This window comes from Paenibacillus sp. J53TS2 (assembly GCF_018403305.1).
Lineage (GTDB): Bacteria > Bacillota > Bacilli > Paenibacillales > Paenibacillaceae > Fontibacillus > Fontibacillus rhizolycopersici.
Genome location: NZ_BOSK01000001.1, coordinates 66,372 through 87,276, shown reverse-complemented (window position 1 = coordinate 87,276; position 20,905 = coordinate 66,372). Strand labels below are relative to the sequence as shown.

The following is a 20,905-nucleotide window of genomic DNA, read 5'->3' as shown; positions in this document are numbered from 1 at the left end:
CTAAGGAATCCCTTAGGGAGCTTTTATTATTTCCTATACGTGCCGCCGGTGAGGGCGGGGAGAAGCGTGAATCGGACGTAGGGATTTCACGAGTTTTGCGGGCAACGGTCGGATACACATATATTTTCCGCTCTTCCCCTTTTGGGGTCGAAGCATCCGGCCTTTACGCGGTTTGGCCACGCGAGCGCCGAATACCTGCATAAACCATTCGATGGGATAGGAGATGGACAGCATCCCGTTCTCCGATCCGGCGAAATTGACCGCTGCTGCGAGGTTCCCTTTGTTTGTCAGCCAAACGGAGCCGGAGTCGCCTTCCAGGGAGACCGGACGTTTGCCGCGGATAACGCTTTGATCCTTGAAGGTGATCGTCCCCAAATTACCGTAATCCCCGTAATCGACCTGTACATCGGTATGAATCGATTCCACCGTGCCGGTCACGACCCCTGTAGTGCGGCCGACTTTTTTGAGGCGGTCGCCTATTTTATAGGAACGGACATGGCCGGGGACCGCGCCATAGACGGCATAAGCCGGCTTTAGTAAAGACCGTCTGAAGGGCTTGGAGGTCGCCGCATCCAGATAATTCGGCCGTTTCTTCCTCAGTTTGGTGACACGTTCCAACTGACCGATCCGGTCTTTGGCGGTTGTGCCTCCATCGGCGCCGCCGGGCTGGAGCGTTGGCGAGAAACACCCGGTATTGTTATCGGCGAGGACGTGGTTGTTGCTCAGGATCAAGCGGCTGCACCCGTTTGCGTCACTGCTGACGATGAGGCCGGCCGTGCCGGAAGCATCGGCCGTTCCAACACTGTATCCGGCCACAACGGGTCGGATCCGACGGGTGTACTTACCGCCATTTCCGTTACTGCCTCGTTTACAGAAGCGGGGAGAGCGTACGATACGAATCGGCACGCCGTCACGGGGCTTCAGATAACGAGGTAAAGTGGGGGGGCGTTTTGACTTCGCGTTTTTTTTGGAGGCGACGGTTGTTGACAGGGCATCGGCATATACAATGATAGCTGCGCCTCGTTTGGGGCGTTTGGGGTCCCGCAGGCCGACGCCAATGCCGTGGACTCCGTTCTTCCTCAGCATGTTTCCGGCAATGCGCTGCTTCAGCAAATAAGCTTTACGAAAACTGGCCAAAAGAAATCACCTTTTCTCGCATGATCGCGGATTTGCTGTATAGTATGCAGCTGTCGGTACGCATGATCGTTATACGGGCGTATGCCTTGCTTCGGTCGTCTTTACATTTATGCTACAAGCCAGCCGCCCAGCCAAGCACAAGCCACGCCAAGCAGCGCAGAGGAAAGTACATAGAGGACAGCTTGGCGTTTATATCCTTTTCCGATCAACGTTATCGTCTCGTAACCAAAGGTGGAGAAGGTCGTGTAAGCGCCGCAGAAGCCGGTTCCGAGCATCAACCAGCTCCACGCGGGGATCGAATGCTGCGTGTGCAATCCCGCCAAAATACCAAGCAGGAGGGAGCCGCTGAGATTGATGACCCATGTTCCCCAAGGGAAAAGCGAGCCCTGATGGGCGGACCGAGTTGAAATCCACTGCCCTAGATAGTAACGCAGAAGCGTTCCGAGGATCCCGCCAAGTCCAACAATGACGGTCATGCGTTTTCACCTGCCTTAGAGATGCGCATTCTTTGGCCTAAATTGACCCCGGCCCAAGCCATCAGAAGACCGCCGATCAAACTGGCCAATAGATAGGCGAGTGCTATTGCCAGGTGTCCGGTATGTATGGCATCTACGGTCTGCACCGTGAAGGTGGAGAATGTCGTAAACGCGCCAGTGAACCCGGTACCAACCCCGATGCGCACGCTCGGACGGATATTCCTGATGGCGGCAACGGTAAAAAGCCAGCCGAGAAATAGGCATCCAGCCCAATTGATCAATAGTATAGGCAAGGGGAAAGCCCCGGCAGTTGGAATCCAGAAGGACAGCCCATAACGAAGGATTGTCCCGAAGAAACCGCCGAGGATTAAAGCAAAGATGTTCAATGCAATCAACCTCCTGAAAATAGACAGACTCCTACCAGAGGATCTGGTAGGAGTCATCAGCTCAAATCGAGCGGTTCAGGCGAACTCCATCGCCTTATTGCGTTGGCACCATTTTATGCGATTGGGGGACAGCTCGTCAATAACGATTACGTGATGATTGTGATCGTTGGCGCGGAAATCGTGGGCTGCGTTGTAATTGTTGAAGCGACGCCACCGAAGCTTCCGACTTCTAGCTGGATAGGGGTCCCGGCCGATACGTCCACCGTGCTCATCACCAGGCTGGCCGTCGACAGTGTCGACAACGAGGCTTGCTGAATGACGCCGTTGATGTACACGTTAAAGTAATCGCTGCCGGTGAGCGTCGGCAAGTCGGTAATCGCGGCATCGGCGTCGTCCACGAAGCTGGCGGCGGGGATGGTTGTATCGGTTGCGCCGATCATACCCGGCGTCAAGGAAGCAAAGTAGCGGGTAACCGTTGGCGTCACTGTTGTCGTAATGACGCCTCCCGAGGCGACCGGAATGGAAGCTACCGCTGTAAAAACGGGTTTAATTACAGGCATAAATCCACCTCCTAATCTTTGATAGTATCGATAGATTCGATACAATACATATAATGTCGTGAATGCCTGAATAGAAACGGCATTACGCCTCCGTTGAACATGGAATTTAAGGGATTGGCTTCGAGAGATTCGCCCATGCGCCTCCGGCTGGTCGATCATAGGATACGAAAGTAAGGTTCGAAGGAAGATAGGTCGACCAGGGGGAAGAATCGGATGAGAATGGGTAGAGGCGCATTGAGAGGGAAGATCCGCGTTCGTAAACGGCTGGCTACGTCCATAAGGAAAAAGAAATCCGCGGCAAGAGAGCGCCGCGGGCGCAGTAAAGGATGTGTGTCCCCTTTGCGTAGACAGATCCGGCAAGCGATGCGACTCCTGGAGCGCTATCGCCAGGAGTTGCGGCGGATGGAGCGTCTGGCGAGCGCGAAGGGGCTGATGCCGGCCTCGGACGAAGCGCGCGGAGCAGTCGATCCGCCGGGGCCAGCGGACCCGCCAGGCTCGCCGGGAGCGGCCGGGCCAGCGGGGCCCGAGGGGCCGCAGGGCTCGCCGGGAGCGGCCGGACCAGCGGGGCCCGAGGGACCGCAAGGTGCACCGGGAGCGGTCGGGCCAGCGGGGCCCGAGGGACCGCAGGGCGCACCGGGAGCGGTCGGGCCAGCGGGGCCCGAGGGACCGCAAGGTGCACCGGGAGCGGTCGGGCCAGCGGGGCCCGAGGGACCGCAAGGTGCACCGGGAGCGGCTGGGCCAGCGGGGCCAGCAGGACCACCAGGCGTACCGGGACCGCAAGGGCCACCGGGGCCACCGGTAGGCGCCGTCCTAGTTACTTCCGCTGTGTATCGCTACTTTTATGCGCCCCTTGCTGATTTGACCGGAACCGTCGACATTCCCGCCAATCAGTTTACGGATGACGAGGGCAGCCCGCCGTTGGCATTTGCCGGAACCGGTGCAGGCTCCTACGCAAATCTCTTCATCAACGGCATGTTGCAGGAAGGCCGTTTGTACACGGTGGAACCCGTAGTTTTGACGTTGGAGCTGGGTCAGGATATGATAGTCGCAGGTACACCAATCATTCTGGAAAACGTACAAATTACCGCCCAAGCCATAAGTTGATAGGGGGAAGTCGGTTGAAGGTTAAGGGCATTAATCATTTCTGCTTTTCCGTATCCGATTTGGATCGATCCATGGCGTTTTATGAGCAAGTCTTTGGGGCGACCCCTTTAGTTAAAGGCCACAAGCTGGCCTATTTTGACTTGGACGGGCTATGGATTGCACTGAATCAGGAGGACATTCCACGGAATAAGGAGTATCGTACCTACACTCATATCGCTTTTACTATCGAAGCGGGGGATTTTGACGCGTTTCTGAATCGGCTCCGGGCATTGAATGTTGAAGTGCTGCCTGGACGCGAGAGAGACCTTCGGGATCAGAAATCGATTTATTTTCTAGACCCGGACGGTCACATGTTCGAATTCCACACCGGCACGCTCAATGATCGTCTGGACTACTACAAAGCGGACAAAGACCATATGCTCTTTTATTGATGCTGATAAATTGATAGAATAGGTCATAAACTAAAAATTTTAACGAAGTAGGTCACCATGAAAAAGTTTAAAAAGTTCTACATCGAAACGACCAGTATCTGTAACTTGGCCTGCAGTTTCTGCCCGCCGACCCATCGTCAGGCGCAGTTTATCAAAATTGAGGATTTTCGCAAGATTCTGGACGATATCAAGCCACATACGGACTATATTTATTTTCACGTAAAAGGCGAGCCGCTGCTGCATCCCAAGATCGACCAGTTGCTCGATATCAGCCATGAAAAAGGTTTTAAGGTGAACATTACAACCAATGGTACGCTGCTTCCCAAAGTTCGTCACAAGCTGTTGGGCAAGCCGGCGCTGCGGCAGATGAATTTCTCGCTGCATAGCTTTGACGGACATGAAGGCTCAACCGACCGGGAAGGTTACCTGAAGAGCGTGTTATCTTTCGTCCGGGAAGCGGTCGCTTCATCGGATCTCATTGTTTCCTTCCGCCTATGGAATTTGACCCAGGACAATGAAACGAACCTCCAGCGCATGCGCAATCGTGAGACCCTTGAAATCATCGAACAAGAATTCGATCTCGATTACCGTATCGAGGAGAAGGTTATGCCCGGAAGCGGCGTTAGGTTAGCCGAGCGGATCTATCTTAACCAGGATCATGAATTTGAATGGCCGGATCTGCAGGCGCCGGAGGATGATGGAAAAGGCTTCTGCCATGCGTTGCGCAACCAGGCCGGGATTCTTGTGGATGGAACGGTGATCCCATGCTGTCTGGATGGGGAAGGCGTTATCAACCTTGGGAATGTGTATCAGACACCATTCTCGGAGATTGTGGAGGGTGAACGAGCGAACCGGCTCTACGATGGGTTCTCCCGGCGCGAAGCGGTGGAGGAGCTATGCCGGAAGTGCGGGTATCGCAAACGGTTCGGCGGTGGGACGTAAGGTTGCGAAGAAGAGTAGCAAACAAGGAGCTCGAAAAACAAGGGATCGCTAACCCTAGCGATCCCTTGTTTTTTTATGGAGAAAGGCAGACGATTTACTGTAATACTTTGGATATCTTGACAATGGCCAAAATAATAAATAAACTATACATACTAAAATAATTATTTAGTATATATAAGGGATGGCGAATGAAAAAAATCAATTCGATCGGCTATGGTCACAAGATACTTTGCACAGCAGCCATTTGCTTAATCGTAATTCCAGTAACCAGCCACTTACTTTGGATAACGACAAGTCTTGTGCAGTTTCAACTATTGGTGAAGATGTCTTCGGTATTGGGTCTTATCATACTCCTAGTTCTTTTTGCACTGCTTAAAGTTGAGCTTTATCAAGACAAGAAAAGGGATAGATTCTTTGAAGCCAATTCCCAAACACGCGTACCACTAAGCAACGGTTTGTTCGAATGTCAGACCTGCGGGAATAATCATGTGAAACCCGACCAGAGAAGTTGTACTGTCTGCGGCACCATTTTTAAAAATGGGGGTGAAAACGATGGGAACAATAGATACCATTGACTTATCGCCAATATCCGAAACATTATTTATCCCTTTGGTAGCGCGTGCTACTGAAACCGCAAGGGAGAACCCCATCTTCTTGGATGAAAAATCAGCAGAAATTCTTAGAACATTGCACCTGGATGATAAAATAACAGATGGTGGTTCGATATCAACATTGGGTATTCTATCGCGCACAAAGATTATTGATGACGAGGTGAAACGTATTCTATCCCAGAATGCAAACGCGACTATTGTCAATCTGGGAGCAGGATTAGACACGCGAATATCCAGATTGGATAACGGCCTCTTGAAGTGGTATGATCTTGATCTGCCGGATGTAATTCGATTCCGAAGCCGATTTTTTTCTGAAAATGAACGATTTCAATTTATACCTCAATCTGTACTAAACACAACATGGACGGATCAAATCCATCCTTACGAAAACAGTAAGATCGTTATTATTGCAGAGGGCTTGCTTATGTATTTCATGGAACAGGATGTGCTGCAACTACTGACACATTTGGCAAGCCAATTCCCCGGAGCTCATATGTTTTTCGATGTTGTTCACAGCTATTTTATCCATAAAAAAATTAGCAGCACTTTTTTATGGGGAATCGATCAAGCAAAAGAGATGGAGAGGCTGCATCCAAGTGTTGAATTGATTCAATACTGGAGTGCAGGAAATCTTTTAAAAGATCGTCAGCCTATGATACTTCGGTTACTGAATATTTTGCCTGCAACCAAAAACAGAAGCCAAATTCTACACATTCGATTTAAACAGTAACTACACATGGAGATGGTGACATGCCGCGTTTTAGCGAAAAGGAGAAGAAGCGAATAAAGGAGAAGCTCCTCACAGAAGGAGAAAGACTATTTACAACATACGGGATGAAAAAAGTGACAATTGATGATCTGGTAGAAGCCACCGGCATTGCAAAAGCCTCATTTTATACCTTTTATGAAAGTAAAGAATATCTGTATTTAGACATCGTTCAAAACATACAGCAGAAAATATTTGCTGAACTCAATATCATTTTAGATTCCAATGGTCATTTACCAAGCGAGGAACGTATTTTGCGGGTGTTTGGGGCTATGTACGAAATGATGATTCAATATCCGATTCTAACTTATATGGATACAACAACCGTAGAGTTAATTGCTCGCAAGGTTTCAAAAGAACGGCTATTCGCCTTCAGGGAACAGAATTTCGATGCTGCTCAAACATTGTATGACCACGGCGTGCGTTTTTCCTGTGATACACAGACAGTATCCCATGCATTTCAATCTATTTATCATAGTTGGATATATTTGCGGGCTCAAGGAGAAGAAATACAATCCACTGTAACTAATATTCTTCTGCGTGGTGTCATCAGTCAAATCGTTACAAAATAGTGAATAAATGAGGCGGCTTTGAAGTCAAAAATCAAAGCCGCCGTTTTGCGCTAAAAGGCAATTTTCAGCTTGGCCGGATCAACTTTTGGCACTAAACCTTCGGCAGCCGCTCGATCCAATAGCCCGCGGATCGCCGCGTATCCGTCATCGCCTAAATCGGCCGTGTACGGGTTAACGTACAGTCCGATATGTGCTTGCGTGACCTCGGGCGACATCTCCTGCGCATGGCTCATTACATAAGCGGCCGAAGCATCCGGATGCGCCCAGGCGTATTGCACGGATTCCCGCGTCCAGCGGGCAATCGAAGCAAGGTCCAGCGAACGACGGGCGATGATGGCGCCAAGCGGGATAGGCAAACCCGTGTCGGCTTCCCACCAGTTCCCTAGGTCCTGGAGCAGGTTCAGCCCATAATTTTGATAGGTGAAGCGGGCTTCATGGATCACCAGGCCGGCGTCGATGTCGCCGCGCTTAACAGCGGGCATGATCTCATCGAACGGCATAACGATAATCTCACCGATGCCGCCGGGAACATGCTTCGCTGCCCATAGCCGGAACAGCAGATAGGCGGTGGACCGTTCGCTGGGAACCGCGACGCGGCGACCCGACAGGGCGGAAGGTGAGGCTGCGCCTGCCGTCAAAACCAGCGGTCCGCAGCCCCGGCCCAGTGCCCCGCCACAAGGAAGCAACGCGTACTCGTCCAGCACCCAAGGAAGGGCAGCATAAGAAATTTTCAGCACTTCAGGTCCAGTACCGGAAGCTGCCCACCCGTTCGTGATATCAATATCAGCATAGGTCACGTCCAGTTTAGGCGCACCCGGGATCAAGCCATGAACCCAGGCATGGAACACAAAGGTATCATTTGGACAAGGAGAAAAAGCGATTTTCATGATAGCAACACCTCCGGTAGTTTTGCACAAGCTTGCTCTAAAGCCTGCAGGGCATCGCCTATTTTCCACAATTCCCGCTGACGCGGACCAATAGCGTTGGAAATGGCGCGCAGCTCCAGCACGGGAATGCCAAATTGGCGAGCGGCTTCGGCGACGCCAAAGCCTTCCATCGCTTCGGCACCGGCGCCGGGGTAACGCTCGATGAGCGAGCGTGCCGTATCCGCCGTTCCTGTCACGGTGGACAACGTCAAGATCGGACCGTAGTGTACCGACAGTCCGGTAGTCCGAAGCGCCTCCGCCCAGCGAGCCGAGAGCTTGTCCGCCACGGCGATCCGGGGCGAGCCGAAGCCCAGCTCGTCCACGCCGGCGAAGCCGTCCGGCGTTTCCGCGCCGAGGTCGGCGGCGATGATTTCGCTCGCAACGACGAGCGAACCCATGCCGGCAACCTCGGCGAATCCGCCGCCGATCCCGGCGCTGACGACGAGACTGTACGCGCCATCAGCGATTTGGCCAGCACGAGCGAGCGCGGCCGCTGTTGCCGCCGCGGCCGATGCCGGGCCGACACCGGCCAACTGTACATCGGCGCCATCATAGCTGCCGAGACCGCGAAGGACGGCCTGTTGCTCAGCTTCTACGGCCGTCATGATCAGAATTCTAGAAGGGGAACGGTGATTCATCATATCTCAAGAACAACTCCTCGGTTCGATGGACAAATTCACTTTACTGAAGGATGAAACTTAGGCTCTTTGGTACGGTACCGGACGCTCAAGCGTCGTGCGCAGTGCTTTGGCGGCATCATAGGCCCAATAAGGGTTACGCAGCAGCTCGCGGCCGAGGAACACCAGGTCCGCCCGACCGTTGCCGAGAATCTCTTCGGCATGGCTCGGCTCGCTGATGAGGCCAACGGCACCGGTGGCGATGTCCGCCTGGCGGCGAATTTGTTCGGCCAGGTTCACTTGATATCCCGGAAACGCGTGAATTTGTGCGGGAACCAATCCGCCAGAGCTGCAATCGATCAAATCGACGCCTTGCGCCTTCATGCGGCGGGCATAATCGATATATTGCTCCAGCGAGTTGCCTTCGGGATCGTACTCGTTCGCGGAAACACGTACAAACAACGGGCCGGTCCAAACCGAATTGACCGCCTCGATCACTTCATGCAGAAGCCGGTATCGGCCGTCGGCATTGCCGCCGTATTCGTCCTCCCGGTGGTTGGTAAGCGGGGAAAGGAATTCGTTCAGCAAATAGCCATGGGCTCCGTGGATTTCAATGACATCAAAACCGGCCTCTTTGGCGCGGCGGGCTCCTTCGCGGAAGCCTTCGATAATCCGACGAATATCCTCGGCATCCGCGGCTTTCGGCGTTTTCTTCTCCGGGAACGGTATGGCGGAAGGGGCGATGATCGTCTCTTCGAGCTCAGCTTTCCGTCCGGCATGAGCTAGCTGGATGCCGATCTTAGCGCCATTTTGATGGGCTAGGTCTACGAGCTGCTTCAGCCCGGCGATGTGTTCATCGCTCCAGATGCCAAGATCCCGATAGGTGATCCGACCTTCCGGTACGACGGCCGTCGCTTCGATTAGGATCAAGCCAACGCCGCCGACGGCGCGGGACGCATAATGGACCCGGTGCCAATCGTCGATTTTTCCGTCAGGATTAGGGGAAGAATATTGGCACATGGGAGACATAACGATCCGGTTATTAAACGTCACCTGTTTGATGGTAAACGGGGAAAAGAGTTGGGCACTCATCTACTTCACTCCTTAGCAGTATCAAAGTCATCAATAAACTGTCAATATCCATGTTAGTCGATGGGATTACAACTTACAAGTACGCAGCATTTTGTTGGAGTAGCAATTTTGATACATAAAATATGAACTTTGCTTGACCCCGCACCGGGAATCGGTTAAGATAGCTTTCGAATCGTTACCTAGGGTTCCGCGGCGGATCAAACTGCCGGACTGGTCCAAGAGGGAACGCGCGGCAGTTGAAGTGCCGTGGACACGGAGGGACAAAAGCCCGGGAGATATCGCTTTTTGATATCTTTCGGGCTTTATTTTTTTCAGAAGGAGAGGGTCTTGCAGCATGAAGCGCGATTGGGGGTTAGTCGGGATCGCCGGCTTATTTGAAATCGGATGGGTGATCGGTCTAAAGCATGCCGGGGATGTGCTAAGTTGGAGCGGTACGGCGGTCTGCATTGTGATGAGTATGTATCTCCTTATTTTGTCCGGACGCCGGCTTCCGATCGGCACGGTATATGCCGTTTTTACGGGGATTGGTACAGCCGGTACGGTGATCGCCGAAATGACCTTGTTTGGGGAACCGTTCCGCTGGATCAAGCTGTTGCTCATTCTGCTGCTGCTTGTCGGCGTAGTCGGGCTGAAGCTGGTAACCGATGGGGAGTCGCAACAGGAAGGGAGGCCTAACTGATGGATTGGATTCTGCTTGTTGTTGCCGGATTTGGCGAGGTGCTGGGCGTGATTGGGATAAATAAAATCAATACCCGGAAGAGCTTTGGAGCATATGCCTGGATGGCGGGCGGTTTTTTGCTCAGCTTCTTGTTCCTGACCTTAGCGATGCGAACTATCTCCATGGGGACGGCTTATGCGGTATGGACAGGGATTGGCACGGCGGGAAGCGCCGTCGCAGGGATGATCCTTTACGGGGAATCCCGGGAGTGGCGGCGATTATTGTTTATCGCATTTATCTTAGGTGCAGCGATGGGGTTAAAGTTAATTAGCGAGTAAAAGGAACTGCTTCGGAGCGGATTGGTTTGTCGTAAGATGGGACACATTAAGGGGGGTTCCATTCCCATTAAACCAGGCAGAAACGGAGCGATATGAAACAAATGAGCGATTTTTGGAATGCCGTCAAAACGAGAAGAAGTATATATGCCATAGGCAAAGACATTCCGATTTCCGAGGATCGGATCGAGGAGATCGTGAAAAACGCGGTGCTTTATTCGCCATCCTCGTTTAACTCGCAAAGCGGCAGGGTTGTCGTATTGTTCGGCGAGCAACATGATAAACTTTGGGACATTACGAAAGAGTCGTTGCGCAAAGTGGTTCCGGCGGACAGCTTTGGTCCGACGGAAGAGAAAATGGCTGCCTTCCGCGCCGGCCGCGGTACCGTATTGTTCTATGAGGATCAGGCGGTAATCGAAGGGCTGCAGAAGCAATTCGCTCTATATGCGGACAACTTCCCGGTCTGGTCACAGCAATCCAACGGCCTCCTGCAGTATGTGGTATGGACAGCCCTGTCGGATGAAGGCATTGGCGCGTCCCTGCAGCATTACAATCCGCTAATCGACGATGAGGTGCGTAAGGAATGGGCCGTTCCGGAAAGCTGGAAGCTGATCGCGCAAATGCCGTTTGGCAAGATTGAAGCTCCGGCGGGCGACAAAGAATTTACCCCGATCGAGAGCCGCATGAAGGTGTTCAAATAGGGAGCCGAGCAGTTATGTTGCGAAAAAAAGAAGCGTTTGGTCAATCGACCAAACGCTTTTTATCGTATTTCCATGTAACCCTCGAAATTTCATAGTGAATTTAGCTTATGGAAGTGAGCCAAATATCCTTGAAGTCCATCCAGCCCAGATTGTTGATCACAAGTCCGCGGATGGACGGGTGGACGTAAGTGTTCAACATGCTATGGATCAGGAAGGTGACCTGCGCCTCCTCCTGAAGCCGTAATTCGATCTGCTGCAGCAAAGCCCGACGCTTCTCGGGGTTGTCGGACGCAAAAACCTCGTCCACCATGCCAAACACCCAGCGGCTTAACTCCGGCGGCATATGCAGACGGATGAAGCTGTCTTCCTGCAAATAGCTCTCTAGTTCGCACACCTCGTCCTCGGCGAATATGAGGCACATTAAAATAGCATCGGATTCCCGTGCAGCCGATTTTGCCATCTCGGATTTGCTATGGTACACAACTTCGACTGGGATCCCGATCGCAGCGCATTGCGATTTGATCCATTCTGCTTCCTCTCGTTCAAGATGATGGGCTGCCAGGCGGAAAGGCTCGCCTGTATATCCCGATTCCTCCAGCAACTGACGGGCGGCCGCCGGGTCGTGTCGGTGGATGCCCAGAGTCGTATCATTGGTCGGTTGGAAGCTACGCGCCGGATAACCGGATTTGCCCGTGGCCTGAATCATCCCGGGGCGGTCGATCACTAAGTTCACGGCCTGTCGAAAAGCGAGCGATTGCTGCGGTCCAAGTCGATTGCGGTTCCAGGAAATCATGCTAGAGCCCCGACTTAAGGTCTCGATGCGTTTCCAATCGTCACCGGCCCGGGCGGGAACTCGCGAATCGTTTACAATCAACTGCTCCCACTTCAACTTGGAGGAATTCGGGATATCGTCGGGCAGAAAAACTAAGGTTACGCCGTCCAAATAAGGGCGACCGAGAAAATATCCTGCATGCACCTCCAGTTCCATCCGGTTCGGGCTCCAATGCGTGAGCCGGAAAGGGCCCGTGCCGCTTGGAAACTGCCAAAACGCATTTTCGTCCTTACCGAGTAAATCGGCGGGAAGGACGGAAGCGCAGGAGGAGCAGAGCAGACGGGGAAGCAGCCAATTCGGTTGATGCAATGTGAATAAGACGGTTCGCGTATCAAGGGCTTCGATTCGCTGTACAGTCGTCATCAACCAGCTATTCGTCGAATTCTCCCGCAGCCGAGAAAAGGTGAAAACGACGTCCTCGGCGGTGAGCTCTTTTCCATGATGGAAACGGATGCCTTTACGCAGATGGAACGTCCAAGACGTACCGGTCTCGTCATGTTCCCAGTGATGAGCGATCATGCCGGCGACCTGGCCCTTCGTTTGATCGTACTGAACCAGTCGGTCGAAGATTTGTCGCACGAGATGGGAATCGAAGCCGTAAAACAGATGCGCCGGATCCAATGTTAGCGGGGCTTTATACACCGGTAAGCGGAAAATGTCCCTACAGCTTTGGCCCGCGGCCAGCTGTTTTTCCGCCCCAAACTGGTCATTCAGCCATTGAATGAACCGCTCCCGTGCATGGATGTCTTCCTCGTGCTGGTGCAGGAATTCAAACGCCGATCGATATTCCCCTTTTTCCGCTAGTCTTTGGGCAAGTTCAATGATGAAATTTTCCCGGTTGGCCCGAAAAACCAAACGTGAGCGATTCCCGCGCCCCCGTCCAGGAGACCATTCGATCAGACCTTCCTCCTGCAGCTTGCGGATAATCAGCTTCACGTTTCGCTCCGTACAGTGAAACAGCTTTGTTAAATCATCCAACGCCACCTCAACTTCGCGGGGTTCCGCCGAATCGCCTCTTGACTCGGCATAATGATCCAGCAGTGCCATATAACGTTCTGCGGTCAACACACCAATACACCTCCATTTAGCTCCCATCGCTCACTTATCGACAAAAAAAGGGGAAATGACTTTGGAATAGTATACTCTTTTTCTTCCTGCTTTTGAAGAAGATAATGGAAATATCCAGAGGGGTGGGTGTAACCAGTCCTACAGGCAGGGAGGTTGTCCTATGAATTATGAGGAATTTTACCGGAGGGAAAGAGAGATCCAGGAGTACCATCAGTTATTGAAAAGACCTGGCGGACCCCAATGCTTTGCGGTGAGAGGCGTTTCTGAACGTCCGCGAAAAGTCCGTACAAGAATGGGCAGCTTTGGCAAGGTGCTGCGGTCGTTTTTTCAAATGTTCCAATAACTCCAAATGCTGAAAATGCCTGCATCGGAAGATGCAGGCATTCGTTTCCTAAGAGGTGCGTTCAGCGAAAACTTGCTTGAATTGCTCGGTTAACAAAGGGACGACCTCGAATAAATCTCCGACGATCCCGTAGTCGGCGACCTTGAAGATTGGCGCTTCGGGGTCTTTGTTAATCGCAATAATGATCCGCGATTGGCTCATGCCGGCTAGATGCTGGATCGCACCGCTGATCCCGCAAGCGATATAAATTTCCGGCGTGACCACCTTGCCGGTTTGGCCGATTTGCAGCGCATAGTCGCAGTAACCGGCATCGCAGGCGCCGCGAGAGGCGCCGACGGCTCCGCCGAGGCTGTCTGCCAGTTCTTCCAGCACCTTAAAGCCGTCGGCGCTTTTGACACCGCGTCCTCCGGATACGACGATTTTCGCTTCGGTGAGATCTACCTTGCCGGACACCTTGCGCACCACGTCTTTGAGGATGATACTCAGCGGTGTAGGCGGAGTGAACTCCAATGGAACGATTGTGCCTGCGGCAGAGGCTGGGTCAGCGGGAGGAAGGTTGTTCGGACGAAGGGTTATGATTCCGGTGCCGTCTGACAGCCTGGTTTGCTCAAAGGCTTTGCCCGCATATAGCGGACGTGTAAAAGAAATGCCGTCGCCGTCCTTGGTAATGGCGGTAACGTCGGAGATTTGCCCGCAGGCAAGCCGTGCGGCAAGCTGGGGGGCGAGATCGCGGCCAATGGCCGTATGCCCGAGCAGAATCAGTCTCGGTTCGTCCGGCAAGGCGGCCAGTGCTTGCATCGCCGCTTCGAAGGCTAACTCCGGCTGATAGGCTTGGAACTCGGGATGATCCACCACCAATACTTGGCCGTTGACATGACGAGCCAGTTCGGCTGCCGTATCATCCATTTGGTGACCCAGCAGCACAGCCGTAAGGTTATCGCCATCCTCCCGCAGCAGATTGGCGGCGTGAAGCGCTTCCAAGGAAACCTGACGAAGTTTTCCGTCCTTCGATTCGACGAACACCACGTATGTTTTGCTCATGAGTTAACGCCTCCTTTTGATTTAAATAACCTTAGCCTCGGAGTGCAGCAACCGAACCAATTCCGCCGCTTGCTCGGCGGGTGAGCCGGCCAGCAGCTTACCGGCTTGACGTGCCGGGGGCAAGGAGAGGTTAAGTCGCTGCGTTTTCGCTTTAATATCACCTTCGCTTAGCTCCAGATCGGTCAGCGCCAGTTCGCGGAACGGCTTCTTCTTGGCTTTCATGATCCCGGGAAGGGAAGGATAACGCGGCTCGTTTAATCCTTGTTGCGCGGTCAATACGGCGGGTAGCGTCACCTCTAGCGTTTCAGCGTCGCCTTCCGCGTCTCGGACGACCGTTGCGCGGTCTCCGCTCACGATCAACTCGGTGATCGACGAGACGTGGGGGAGAGCGAGCAGTTTGGCGAGCCGCACAGCGACTTGACCCGCCCCGTTATCAACCGAGAAGTTGCCGCCTAAAATGAGGTCATAGTTCAGGGTTTGCAGGAAGGCGGCGAGCAGGCGAGAGATCCCATATTCGTCCGTATCCAGCGTCTCTGTGGCGATTCGTACGGCTTCGTCAGCGCCCATCGCCAACGCGGTGCGCAGCGCTTCCGCCGTTCTTTCCGGCCCGGCCGATACGACCGTCACCGTACCGCCGTGTGCCTCTTTCAGGCGCAGTGCTTCTTCCACCGCATATTCATCATAGGGATTGATCACGAACTTTACCCCGTCTTCACTAACTTTCCCGTCGGTAATGACGATCTTTTCCTCCGTGTCGAAAGTTTGTTTCAAGATGACGACCACATGCATGCTTGCCAACTCCTTTCAAAATAAAAATAGAATTAGGCATGAAATTTACTTCTTAATCGCACGCAGAAAAAAGTCTACGGTGTTCTCCACCTGGCCAGTGAGAGAATACTTCATGCCTGAAATGAGCCAGGAAGTGACGACTTCGTCCAGCGCTCCGAAAATCAACTGCCGTGACAGCTTTGTATCCAGGTCGGTACGGAATGCACCTTCCTCGATCCCCCTTTTCAAGATATGCTCGATCAAGGTGATATAGGGCTTCACGGCAAGGCCGATGGCCTTGCGCAACTCTAGTGAGCTTTGGCGCAATTCGATTTGGGTGACATAAGCAAAATTCACGTTCTGCTCCAGATGGGTGAAGTGGATTTCGCACACCTTACGTAGTGCTTCCTCGGCCGTGTTCGTTTCGCGGATACTCTGATGGAACAGCTCGACGAGCTTCCCCAACCGATCTTGAAAGAGGGAGATCAGGATATCCTCCTTATTTTTGAAATATAAATAAATCGTACCGTCTGCGACTCCGGCCTCTTTGGCGATTTTAGACACCTGGGAGCCGTGAAATCCGTTCTCCGCAATGACTTTTTCCGCGCCATCCAAAATCATTTCAAATTTTTCCTGTTTCCTACTTGTCATCGGGCCACCTCAATGTTAAAATTTAAAACAGCTGAATGAACCGTCATTCATTTTCTTAATCTTAGGGGAACAACACATCGGTTGTCAAGGTTGAATCCTTAAGATTTTAATTAAACTCCACTTTGTAAACGCTTACCGAAGTTGTCCTACTCTAGCGCCCATCTCAACCGCGACAAACGAACCCACCAATGAACCATCCAACAACGAAATCTTTCCAATGAAATGAAATGCCAAAAAGGAGGGACGTGCGAATCATGGTCACGTTTTGGCTAACGCTAAACGCTTTGCTATTCGCCGCTGTCACAGGATACGCCGTGTTTCTGTTCTATCAGGCGGTATTCCGCCGCTTCCTTTATCTGCGGCTCGGCCGACCGATTGATTTCCGCGCAAGGCGAGAAGGCGCCCAAGGCGAGTTCTGGTCGCAGGTGTTTGGGCAGAAGAAGCTGCTTAAGGACCGCAAAAGCGGATTGATGCACCTTGTCGTGTTCTACGGATTTATCGTGCTGCAGTTCGGGGCGATCGATTTAATCGTAAAAGGACTATCGCGCGGAGGCCATTTACCGTTGCCCGCTTATGAGATGTTCGGGTGGTTTCAGGAATTTACCGCGCTGGCCATTCTGCTCGCCATGGGCTACGCTGCTTACCGCCGTTATATCGAGAAGCTTCCGCGATTGAAGAAAGGTTGGAAACCGGGCATCGTCGTGATATTTATTTACTCGCTAATGGTTTCGGTACTGTTATCGCTAGCTTTCGAACGCGTCGGGATGGGACTCGAGTTTTCATGGTACGCTCCCGTATCGTCAGCTATCGCCGCCGTATTCGCCGGGCTGCCTTCCACCGTGGCTGAAGCCGTCTTCTATGTGTTCTGGTGGCTGCACCTGTTAATCCTGCTATCCTTTCTTGTTTATGTTCCTCAGTCGAAGCACTTTCATCTGATCACCGCACCGATCAACATCTGGTTGCGCCGCCGTGAACCTCATGGCCGGCTGCAAAGTCTAAACCTCGAAGACGAAGAAGCGGAAAGCTTTGGCGTTGGCAACATCGAGGACTTCACGCAAAAGCAAATGCTCGACTTCTACGCTTGCGTGGAATGCGGCCGCTGTACCAATGTATGCCCCGCGGCAAGCACCGGCAAAACGCTGTCGCCGATGCATCTGATCACGAAGCTGCGGGATCATCTCACCGAGAAAGGAGCCGCGGTGACAGGTAAATCGCCGTGGGTGCCGGCGAATGTGTTCGGCTCCGCTGGCGTTCATGCCGTAGCGGTAGGTGCTGGGGACGTGGCACCGGCTTGGGGTGATGCTTCGGGCGTGACCGACATTCGTCCGACGCTGGATTGGCAGAAGGCGACTTGGCAGGTGGCCGCTCAAGGCAAAGCCGTAACCGACCTTGAACTTATCGGCGACGTCATGACCGAGGAGGAGATCTGGGCTTGTACGACTTGCCGCAACTGCGAAGATCAATGCCCGGTAGGCAATGAACACGTTGACAAAATCGTAGACCTGCGCCGCCATCTGGTGTTGATGCAGGGCAGCGTACCCGCGGAAGGGCAGCGCGCGATGCAAAACATCGAGCGCCAAAGCAATCCTTGGGGGATTAGCCGCAATGACCGCGCCGCCTGGACCGGCGAGCTGGAGGGAATCCCCGTGCCAACTGTCAAGGATAATCCGGCTTTCGACATTTTGTTCTTCGTTGGGTCGATGGGCTCCTACGATTTACGCAGCCGGAAAATCACGCGGGCGTTCGTCCGGCTACTGAACGAAGCCGGTGTCAATTTCGCCATCCTTGGCAACGAGGAGCGAAACTCTGGGGACACACCTCGCCGAATGGGCAATGAACTCTTGTTTCAGCAGCTATGCCTGGAGAACATTGCGACGTTTCAACGATATGGCGTACGCAAGATCGTCACCGCTTGCCCTCATACGTTTAATACGCTGAAAAATGAATATCCCGAATTCGGTTTGGAGGAGGTGGAAGTGCTTCACCATACGCAACTGCTGGAGCAACTGATCCGAGAGGGTCGGTTAAAACCGTCCTATCGGGTGAATGAGGTGGTCACCTACCATGATTCTTGTTATCTCGGTCGATACAACGGCGTCTACGACGCGCCGCGGGAGGTGCTACGAGCCGTTCCCGGCGTGGAGCTGGTCGAGATGGCCCGGTCGCGGGAGAACGGGATGTGTTGCGGTGCTGGCGGCGGGCTGATGTGGATGGAGGAAAGCGATGGCAAACGGATCAACCTGGCCCGTACCGAACAAGCGCTGGAGGTTCGACCCAGTATCATCAGCAGCGCGTGCCCTTACTGTCTGACGATGCTGGAGGATGGCACGAAACTCAAGGAAGTGGACGATCAGGTGAAGGCACGGGACATCGCCGAAATCTTAGAGTTATCGGTGTTTGGCGAACAGGCAAACGAACCGGTTCCGGTGTTATCTCAATGAAAATTCCATTGAAATAGGAGGTAGATCAAATGAACAAACCGATCCGCAAAGCAGCCGTTATCGGCTCCGGCATTATGGGCTCCGGCATTGCTGCCCAACTGGCAAACGCAGGGATCCCTTGCCTGCTGCTTGACATCGTCCCTCCGCGGTTAACCGACGCGGAGATGGCCGCTGGACTTACGCTCGACCATCCTTCCGTGCGCAATCGACTGGCTACGGCGGCCATCGCCGGGCTGGCTAAGACGAAACCCGCCCCGCTTTATGACAACGTTTTTGCTGAGCGGATCACGCCTGGTAACTTGGAAGATCACCTAGCACTTATTGCCGAGGTGGATTGGGTCATCGAGGTCGTCGTCGAGAATCTTGAGGTCAAGCAGAAGCTGCTGGCCCAAGTAGAACGCCACTGGAAACCGGGAACGATCGTCAGCTCGAACACGTCGGGTATTTCGATCAACGCGATGGCTGAAGGGAGATCCGAGGAGTTTCGGAAGCATTTTCTCGGCACGCATTTCTTTAACCCGCCGCGGTATATGAAGCTGCTAGAGATCATCCCCGGACAAACGACCGAACCGGAGTTGGTCGCTGATATACGCCGTGTCTGCGAGCACACGCTTGGCAAAACGGTCGTGCTCGCGAAAGATACGCCAAACTTCATCGCCAACCGGATCGGCACTTATGGGCTGCTGGTTACTCTGCGTGAGATGGAGGAGAAAGGTTACACCGTCGAAGAGGTGGATGCGGTCACCGGACCGGCGATGGGCCGTCCGAAGAGCGCTACTTTTCGCACCTTGGATTTAGTTGGATTGGATACGTTTCTGCATGTGGCCGATAACGTATTCGCAAATGTGACAGACGAAGCGGAGAAAGTGGTGTTTGCTGCACCGGCTACGCTCAAAGATATGGTGTCTCGGGGCTGGCTTGGGGAGAAGAGCGGGCAGGGTTTCTATCGGAAAAATAAGGGGGAACGGGGGAGCGAGATTTTGTCCCTGAACCTCCAGACGATGGACTACGGCCCGCAACGCAAGATAGCGTCCGCTTCCTTGGAAGCCGCCAAGCTGGCGAAAGGCGCGGCTGCCAAGACGAAAGCGCTGCTCAGTGCTCAGGATCGCTACTCGCAGTTAGCCTGGGATGTACTCAAGCAGGTGTTGATCTACTCCGCCGCCAAACGGGGGGAAATCGCAGACAGCATCCGCGAAATCGACGAGGCGATGAAGTGGGGCTTCAACTGGGAGTTGGGCCCGTTCGAAACATGGGATGCCATCGGGTTAGTCCGCTCGGTTGAGAAAATGGAGGCCGAAGGGCTGGCGGTACCGGCCTGGGTCAAGGATTGGATCGCAGAAGGGAATACCTCGTTCTACAAAAAAGACGGCGGCTCTCTATTCCAAGCCGCAGTTGGCGGGTATACCCCCGTTGAGCTCCCGCCAGAACAAATTACGCTTCGCGATCTGAAGTCGCAGAATAAGGTTGTTCGCAGCAACAGCGGCGCGAGTCTGATCGATCTCGGTGACGGCGTGGCCTGCCTGGAGTTCCATTCGCCGAACAATGCGATCGGTGCGGATATTTTGCAGATGATCTCGCAAAGCATGGACGAAGTAAGGGATAACTTCGAAGGCCTTGTCATTGCCAATCAAGGGCGTAATTTCTGCGTAGGCGCCAATCTTATGCTGCTCCTGATGGAAGCGCAGGACGAGGAATGGGATGAAGTCGACGACATCATTCGTCTGTTTCAGAACACGATGTACCGCTTGAAACGATTCGAGAAGCCGGTGATCGCTGCTCCGCATCGCATGACGCTGGGCGGCGGAGTGGAGGCCTGCATGCCTGCCGATCAGGTCATTGCCACCGCTGAAACCTATTACGGGCTCGTTGAGGTCGGCGTTGGACTGATTCCGGCGGGCGGAGGCTGCAAGGAACTGGCGCTACGTGCCAGCCAGCAAGCATCCATCGCCGAAGCCGACATACAGCCTTATCTCAATCATTACTTCCAAACGGTGGGCACTGCCACCGTCTCAACCAGTGGCCATGATGCCAAACGACTGGGGCTGCTTAAACCTTCCGACCGGGTCGTGCTGAATCCCGACCATACGATCTATGAGGCGAAGCAGGCTGTGCTGAAGCTGGCGGGAAGCGGGTATGAGCCGATTCCCGAAACGAAGTTCCGCGTCGTCGGTTCCGAAGGGAAAGCGGTGCTCCAGCTGGGTGCACTTGGCATGCACGAGGGCGGGTACATCAGCGACCACGATCTACTGATCGCAAACAAACTGGCCCATGTGCTTGCTGGCGGCGACGTGCCGGCGGGAACGTATGTGACGGAGCAATACATGCTTGATTTGGAACGCGAAGCGTTCCTGAGCTTGTGCGGGGAGCCGAAGACACGCCAGCGGATGCAGCACATGCTGAGCAAAGGAAAACCGTTGCGGAACTAAATGAGGGGGAGAGTGAATAGA

The 20,905-nt window shown here is 53.5% G+C and carries 22 protein-coding genes and 2 riboswitches; of the genes, 11 read left to right on the top strand and 11 right to left on the bottom strand.

Annotated elements, in window-relative coordinates; all coding sequences use genetic code 11:
• Positions 1-33: 33 nt before the first annotated feature.
• The 4 genes from KJS42_RS00405 to KJS42_RS00390 all read right to left on the bottom strand — a co-directional run bounded on the left by KJS42_RS00405 (position 34) and on the right by KJS42_RS00390 (position 2,559).
• Entirely contained in the window at positions 34-1,137 is a 1,104-nt protein-coding gene (locus tag KJS42_RS00405) for a chymotrypsin family serine protease (RefSeq protein ID WP_193415317.1), read from the bottom strand.
• A 107-nt stretch (positions 1,138-1,244) separates the two neighbouring features.
• The gene (gene crcB / locus KJS42_RS00400; RefSeq protein WP_193415318.1) at positions 1,245-1,613 is read right to left on the bottom strand and encodes a fluoride efflux transporter CrcB; all 369 of its coding nucleotides are present in this window, start codon (positions 1,611-1,613) and stop codon (positions 1,245-1,247) included.
• Positions 1,610-1,999, bottom strand: a complete 390-nt coding sequence (crcB, locus tag KJS42_RS00395; protein WP_239483924.1) for a fluoride efflux transporter CrcB — start codon at positions 1,997-1,999, stop codon at positions 1,610-1,612. Before crcB (KJS42_RS00395) ends, crcB (KJS42_RS00400) begins: the two co-directional genes overlap by 4 nt.
• A 40-nt stretch (positions 2,000-2,039) precedes the next feature.
• Positions 2,040-2,102: riboswitch (Fluoride riboswitch) on the bottom strand.
• Between the two features lie 43 nt (positions 2,103-2,145).
• The gene (locus tag KJS42_RS00390; protein ID WP_155608521.1) at positions 2,146-2,559 is read right to left on the bottom strand and encodes a DUF4183 domain-containing protein; all 414 of its coding nucleotides are present in this window, start codon (positions 2,557-2,559) and stop codon (positions 2,146-2,148) included.
• Positions 2,560-2,772: 213 nt separating this feature from the next.
• On the opposite strand from KJS42_RS00390, the gene KJS42_RS00385 reads away from it, so the two are divergent.
• From KJS42_RS00385 to KJS42_RS00365, 5 genes are all read left to right on the top strand, one after another.
• Positions 2,773-3,663, top strand: a complete 891-nt coding sequence (locus KJS42_RS00385; RefSeq protein ID WP_213621671.1) for a DUF4183 domain-containing protein — start codon at positions 2,773-2,775, stop codon at positions 3,661-3,663.
• Between the two features lie 14 nt (positions 3,664-3,677).
• Positions 3,678-4,094 carry a metallothiol transferase FosB gene (gene fosB, locus KJS42_RS00380; RefSeq protein ID WP_213621670.1) on the top strand — a complete coding sequence of 139 codons (417 nt, stop codon included), beginning with the start codon at positions 3,678-3,680 and terminating at the stop codon, positions 4,092-4,094.
• Positions 4,095-4,151: 57 nt separating this feature from the next.
• Positions 4,152-5,036, top strand: coding sequence for a radical SAM/SPASM domain-containing protein (locus KJS42_RS00375; RefSeq protein ID WP_213621669.1), 885 nt, complete (start codon positions 4,152-4,154; stop codon positions 5,034-5,036).
• A gap of 552 nt (positions 5,037-5,588) precedes the next feature.
• Positions 5,589-6,377: a class I SAM-dependent methyltransferase gene (locus tag KJS42_RS00370; RefSeq protein ID WP_213621668.1), complete on the top strand. Its 789-nt coding sequence runs from the start codon at positions 5,589-5,591 to the stop codon at positions 6,375-6,377.
• A gap of 20 nt (positions 6,378-6,397) precedes the next feature.
• The gene (locus KJS42_RS00365; protein WP_213621667.1) at positions 6,398-6,985 is read left to right on the top strand and encodes a TetR/AcrR family transcriptional regulator; all 588 of its coding nucleotides are present in this window, start codon (positions 6,398-6,400) and stop codon (positions 6,983-6,985) included.
• Positions 6,986-7,035: 50 nt separating this feature from the next.
• Here the strand turns inward: KJS42_RS00365 and KJS42_RS00360 are convergent, their stop codons facing one another.
• The 3 genes from KJS42_RS00360 to namA are packed head-to-tail and all read right to left on the bottom strand — an operon-like array spanning position 7,036 to position 9,620.
• On the bottom strand, positions 7,036-7,872 hold the full coding sequence (locus KJS42_RS00360; RefSeq protein WP_193415325.1) for a 1,4-dihydroxy-6-naphtoate synthase: 837 nt from the start codon (positions 7,870-7,872) through the stop codon (positions 7,036-7,038).
• Positions 7,869-8,549 carry a futalosine hydrolase gene (locus KJS42_RS00355; protein ID WP_213622080.1) on the bottom strand — a complete coding sequence of 227 codons (681 nt, stop codon included), beginning with the start codon at positions 8,547-8,549 and terminating at the stop codon, positions 7,869-7,871. Before KJS42_RS00355 ends, KJS42_RS00360 begins: the two co-directional genes overlap by 4 nt.
• A 60-nt stretch (positions 8,550-8,609) precedes the next feature.
• On the bottom strand, positions 8,610-9,620 hold the full coding sequence (gene namA / locus KJS42_RS00350) for an NADPH dehydrogenase NamA (RefSeq protein WP_213621666.1): 1,011 nt from the start codon (positions 9,618-9,620) through the stop codon (positions 8,610-8,612).
• A 168-nt stretch (positions 9,621-9,788) separates the two neighbouring features.
• A riboswitch (guanidine-I (ykkC/yxkD leader) is annotated at positions 9,789-9,897 on the top strand.
• A gap of 57 nt (positions 9,898-9,954) precedes the next feature.
• On the opposite strand from namA, the gene KJS42_RS00345 reads away from it, so the two are divergent.
• The 3 genes from KJS42_RS00345 (at position 9,955) to KJS42_RS00335 (ending at position 11,314) form a co-directional block, all read left to right on the top strand.
• Positions 9,955-10,299 (top strand): DMT family transporter, encoded by a 345-nt coding sequence (locus KJS42_RS00345; protein WP_193415327.1) that lies wholly within the window; start codon positions 9,955-9,957, stop codon positions 10,297-10,299.
• Positions 10,299-10,616, top strand: coding sequence for a DMT family transporter (locus tag KJS42_RS00340; protein WP_155608512.1), 318 nt, complete (start codon positions 10,299-10,301; stop codon positions 10,614-10,616). The genes KJS42_RS00345 and KJS42_RS00340 overlap by 1 nt, the downstream gene beginning before the upstream one ends.
• Positions 10,617-10,717: 101 nt before the next feature.
• Positions 10,718-11,314 (top strand): nitroreductase family protein, encoded by a 597-nt coding sequence (locus KJS42_RS00335; RefSeq protein WP_155608511.1) that lies wholly within the window; start codon positions 10,718-10,720, stop codon positions 11,312-11,314.
• 100 nt (positions 11,315-11,414) lie between these two features.
• Here KJS42_RS00335 and KJS42_RS00330 read toward each other — a convergent pair whose 3' ends face one another.
• Positions 11,415-13,214: an ABC transporter substrate-binding protein gene (locus tag KJS42_RS00330; RefSeq protein WP_213621665.1), complete on the bottom strand. Its 1,800-nt coding sequence runs from the start codon at positions 13,212-13,214 to the stop codon at positions 11,415-11,417.
• Between the two features lie 160 nt (positions 13,215-13,374).
• Here KJS42_RS00330 and KJS42_RS00325 point away from each other — a divergent pair, with 160 nt between their 5' ends.
• Positions 13,375-13,557 (top strand): hypothetical protein, encoded by a 183-nt coding sequence (locus KJS42_RS00325; RefSeq protein ID WP_213621664.1) that lies wholly within the window; start codon positions 13,375-13,377, stop codon positions 13,555-13,557.
• Positions 13,558-13,605: 48 nt separating this feature from the next.
• Here KJS42_RS00325 and KJS42_RS00320 read toward each other — a convergent pair whose 3' ends face one another.
• From KJS42_RS00320 to KJS42_RS00310, 3 genes are read right to left on the bottom strand one after another with little or no spacing between them, the layout of a single operon-like run.
• Complete coding sequence (locus KJS42_RS00320; protein ID WP_213621663.1) at positions 13,606-14,598, bottom strand: electron transfer flavoprotein subunit alpha/FixB family protein; 993 nt, start codon at positions 14,596-14,598, stop codon at positions 13,606-13,608.
• Positions 14,599-14,619: 21 nt separating this feature from the next.
• Entirely contained in the window at positions 14,620-15,387 is a 768-nt protein-coding gene (locus KJS42_RS00315; protein WP_213621662.1) for an electron transfer flavoprotein subunit beta/FixA family protein, read from the bottom strand.
• A 45-nt stretch (positions 15,388-15,432) separates the two neighbouring features.
• A complete protein-coding gene (locus tag KJS42_RS00310; RefSeq protein ID WP_155608121.1) occupies positions 15,433-16,017 on the bottom strand; it encodes a fatty acid metabolism transcriptional regulator FadR in 585 nt (194 codons plus the stop codon).
• A 254-nt stretch (positions 16,018-16,271) separates the two neighbouring features.
• Between KJS42_RS00310 and KJS42_RS00305 the strand changes: the two genes are divergently transcribed.
• Together KJS42_RS00305 and KJS42_RS00300 are read left to right on the top strand one after the other, a co-directional pair.
• Positions 16,272-18,458, top strand: a complete 2,187-nt coding sequence (locus KJS42_RS00305; RefSeq protein WP_213621661.1) for a (Fe-S)-binding protein — start codon at positions 16,272-16,274, stop codon at positions 18,456-18,458.
• Positions 18,459-18,487: 29 nt separating this feature from the next.
• Positions 18,488-20,884, top strand: coding sequence for a 3-hydroxyacyl-CoA dehydrogenase/enoyl-CoA hydratase family protein (locus tag KJS42_RS00300; RefSeq protein WP_213621660.1), 2,397 nt, complete (start codon positions 18,488-18,490; stop codon positions 20,882-20,884).
• Positions 20,885-20,905: the final 21 nt, after the last annotated feature.

Coding starts and splice junctions, on each gene's coding strand:
- namA (WP_213621666.1), bottom strand. CDS start 9,620: ATGAGTGCCCAACTCTTTTCCCCGTTTACCATCAAACAGGTGACGTTT.
- KJS42_RS00310 (WP_155608121.1), bottom strand. CDS start 16,017: ATGACAAGTAGGAAACAGGAAAAATTTGAAATGATTTTGGATGGCGCG.
- KJS42_RS00355 (WP_213622080.1), bottom strand. CDS start 8,549: ATGAATCACCGTTCCCCTTCTAGAATTCTGATCATGACGGCCGTAGAA.
- KJS42_RS00325 (WP_213621664.1), top strand. CDS start 13,375: ATGAATTATGAGGAATTTTACCGGAGGGAAAGAGAGATCCAGGAGTAC.
- KJS42_RS00370 (WP_213621668.1), top strand. CDS start 5,589: ATGGGAACAATAGATACCATTGACTTATCGCCAATATCCGAAACATTA.
- KJS42_RS00320 (WP_213621663.1), bottom strand. CDS start 14,598: ATGAGCAAAACATACGTGGTGTTCGTCGAATCGAAGGACGGAAAACTT.
- KJS42_RS00300 (WP_213621660.1), top strand. CDS start 18,488: ATGAACAAACCGATCCGCAAAGCAGCCGTTATCGGCTCCGGCATTATG.
- KJS42_RS00360 (WP_193415325.1), bottom strand. CDS start 7,872: ATGAAAATCGCTTTTTCTCCTTGTCCAAATGATACCTTTGTGTTCCAT.
- KJS42_RS00305 (WP_213621661.1), top strand. CDS start 16,272: ATGGTCACGTTTTGGCTAACGCTAAACGCTTTGCTATTCGCCGCTGTC.
- KJS42_RS00385 (WP_213621671.1), top strand. CDS start 2,773: ATGAGAATGGGTAGAGGCGCATTGAGAGGGAAGATCCGCGTTCGTAAA.
- KJS42_RS00375 (WP_213621669.1), top strand. CDS start 4,152: ATGAAAAAGTTTAAAAAGTTCTACATCGAAACGACCAGTATCTGTAAC.
- KJS42_RS00390 (WP_155608521.1), bottom strand. CDS start 2,559: ATGCCTGTAATTAAACCCGTTTTTACAGCGGTAGCTTCCATTCCGGTC.
- crcB (WP_193415318.1), bottom strand. CDS start 1,613: ATGACCGTCATTGTTGGACTTGGCGGGATCCTCGGAACGCTTCTGCGT.
- KJS42_RS00340 (WP_155608512.1), top strand. CDS start 10,299: ATGGATTGGATTCTGCTTGTTGTTGCCGGATTTGGCGAGGTGCTGGGC.
- KJS42_RS00365 (WP_213621667.1), top strand. CDS start 6,398: ATGCCGCGTTTTAGCGAAAAGGAGAAGAAGCGAATAAAGGAGAAGCTC.
- KJS42_RS00335 (WP_155608511.1), top strand. CDS start 10,718: ATGAGCGATTTTTGGAATGCCGTCAAAACGAGAAGAAGTATATATGCC.
- KJS42_RS00315 (WP_213621662.1), bottom strand. CDS start 15,387: ATGCATGTGGTCGTCATCTTGAAACAAACTTTCGACACGGAGGAAAAG.
- KJS42_RS00345 (WP_193415327.1), top strand. CDS start 9,955: ATGAAGCGCGATTGGGGGTTAGTCGGGATCGCCGGCTTATTTGAAATC.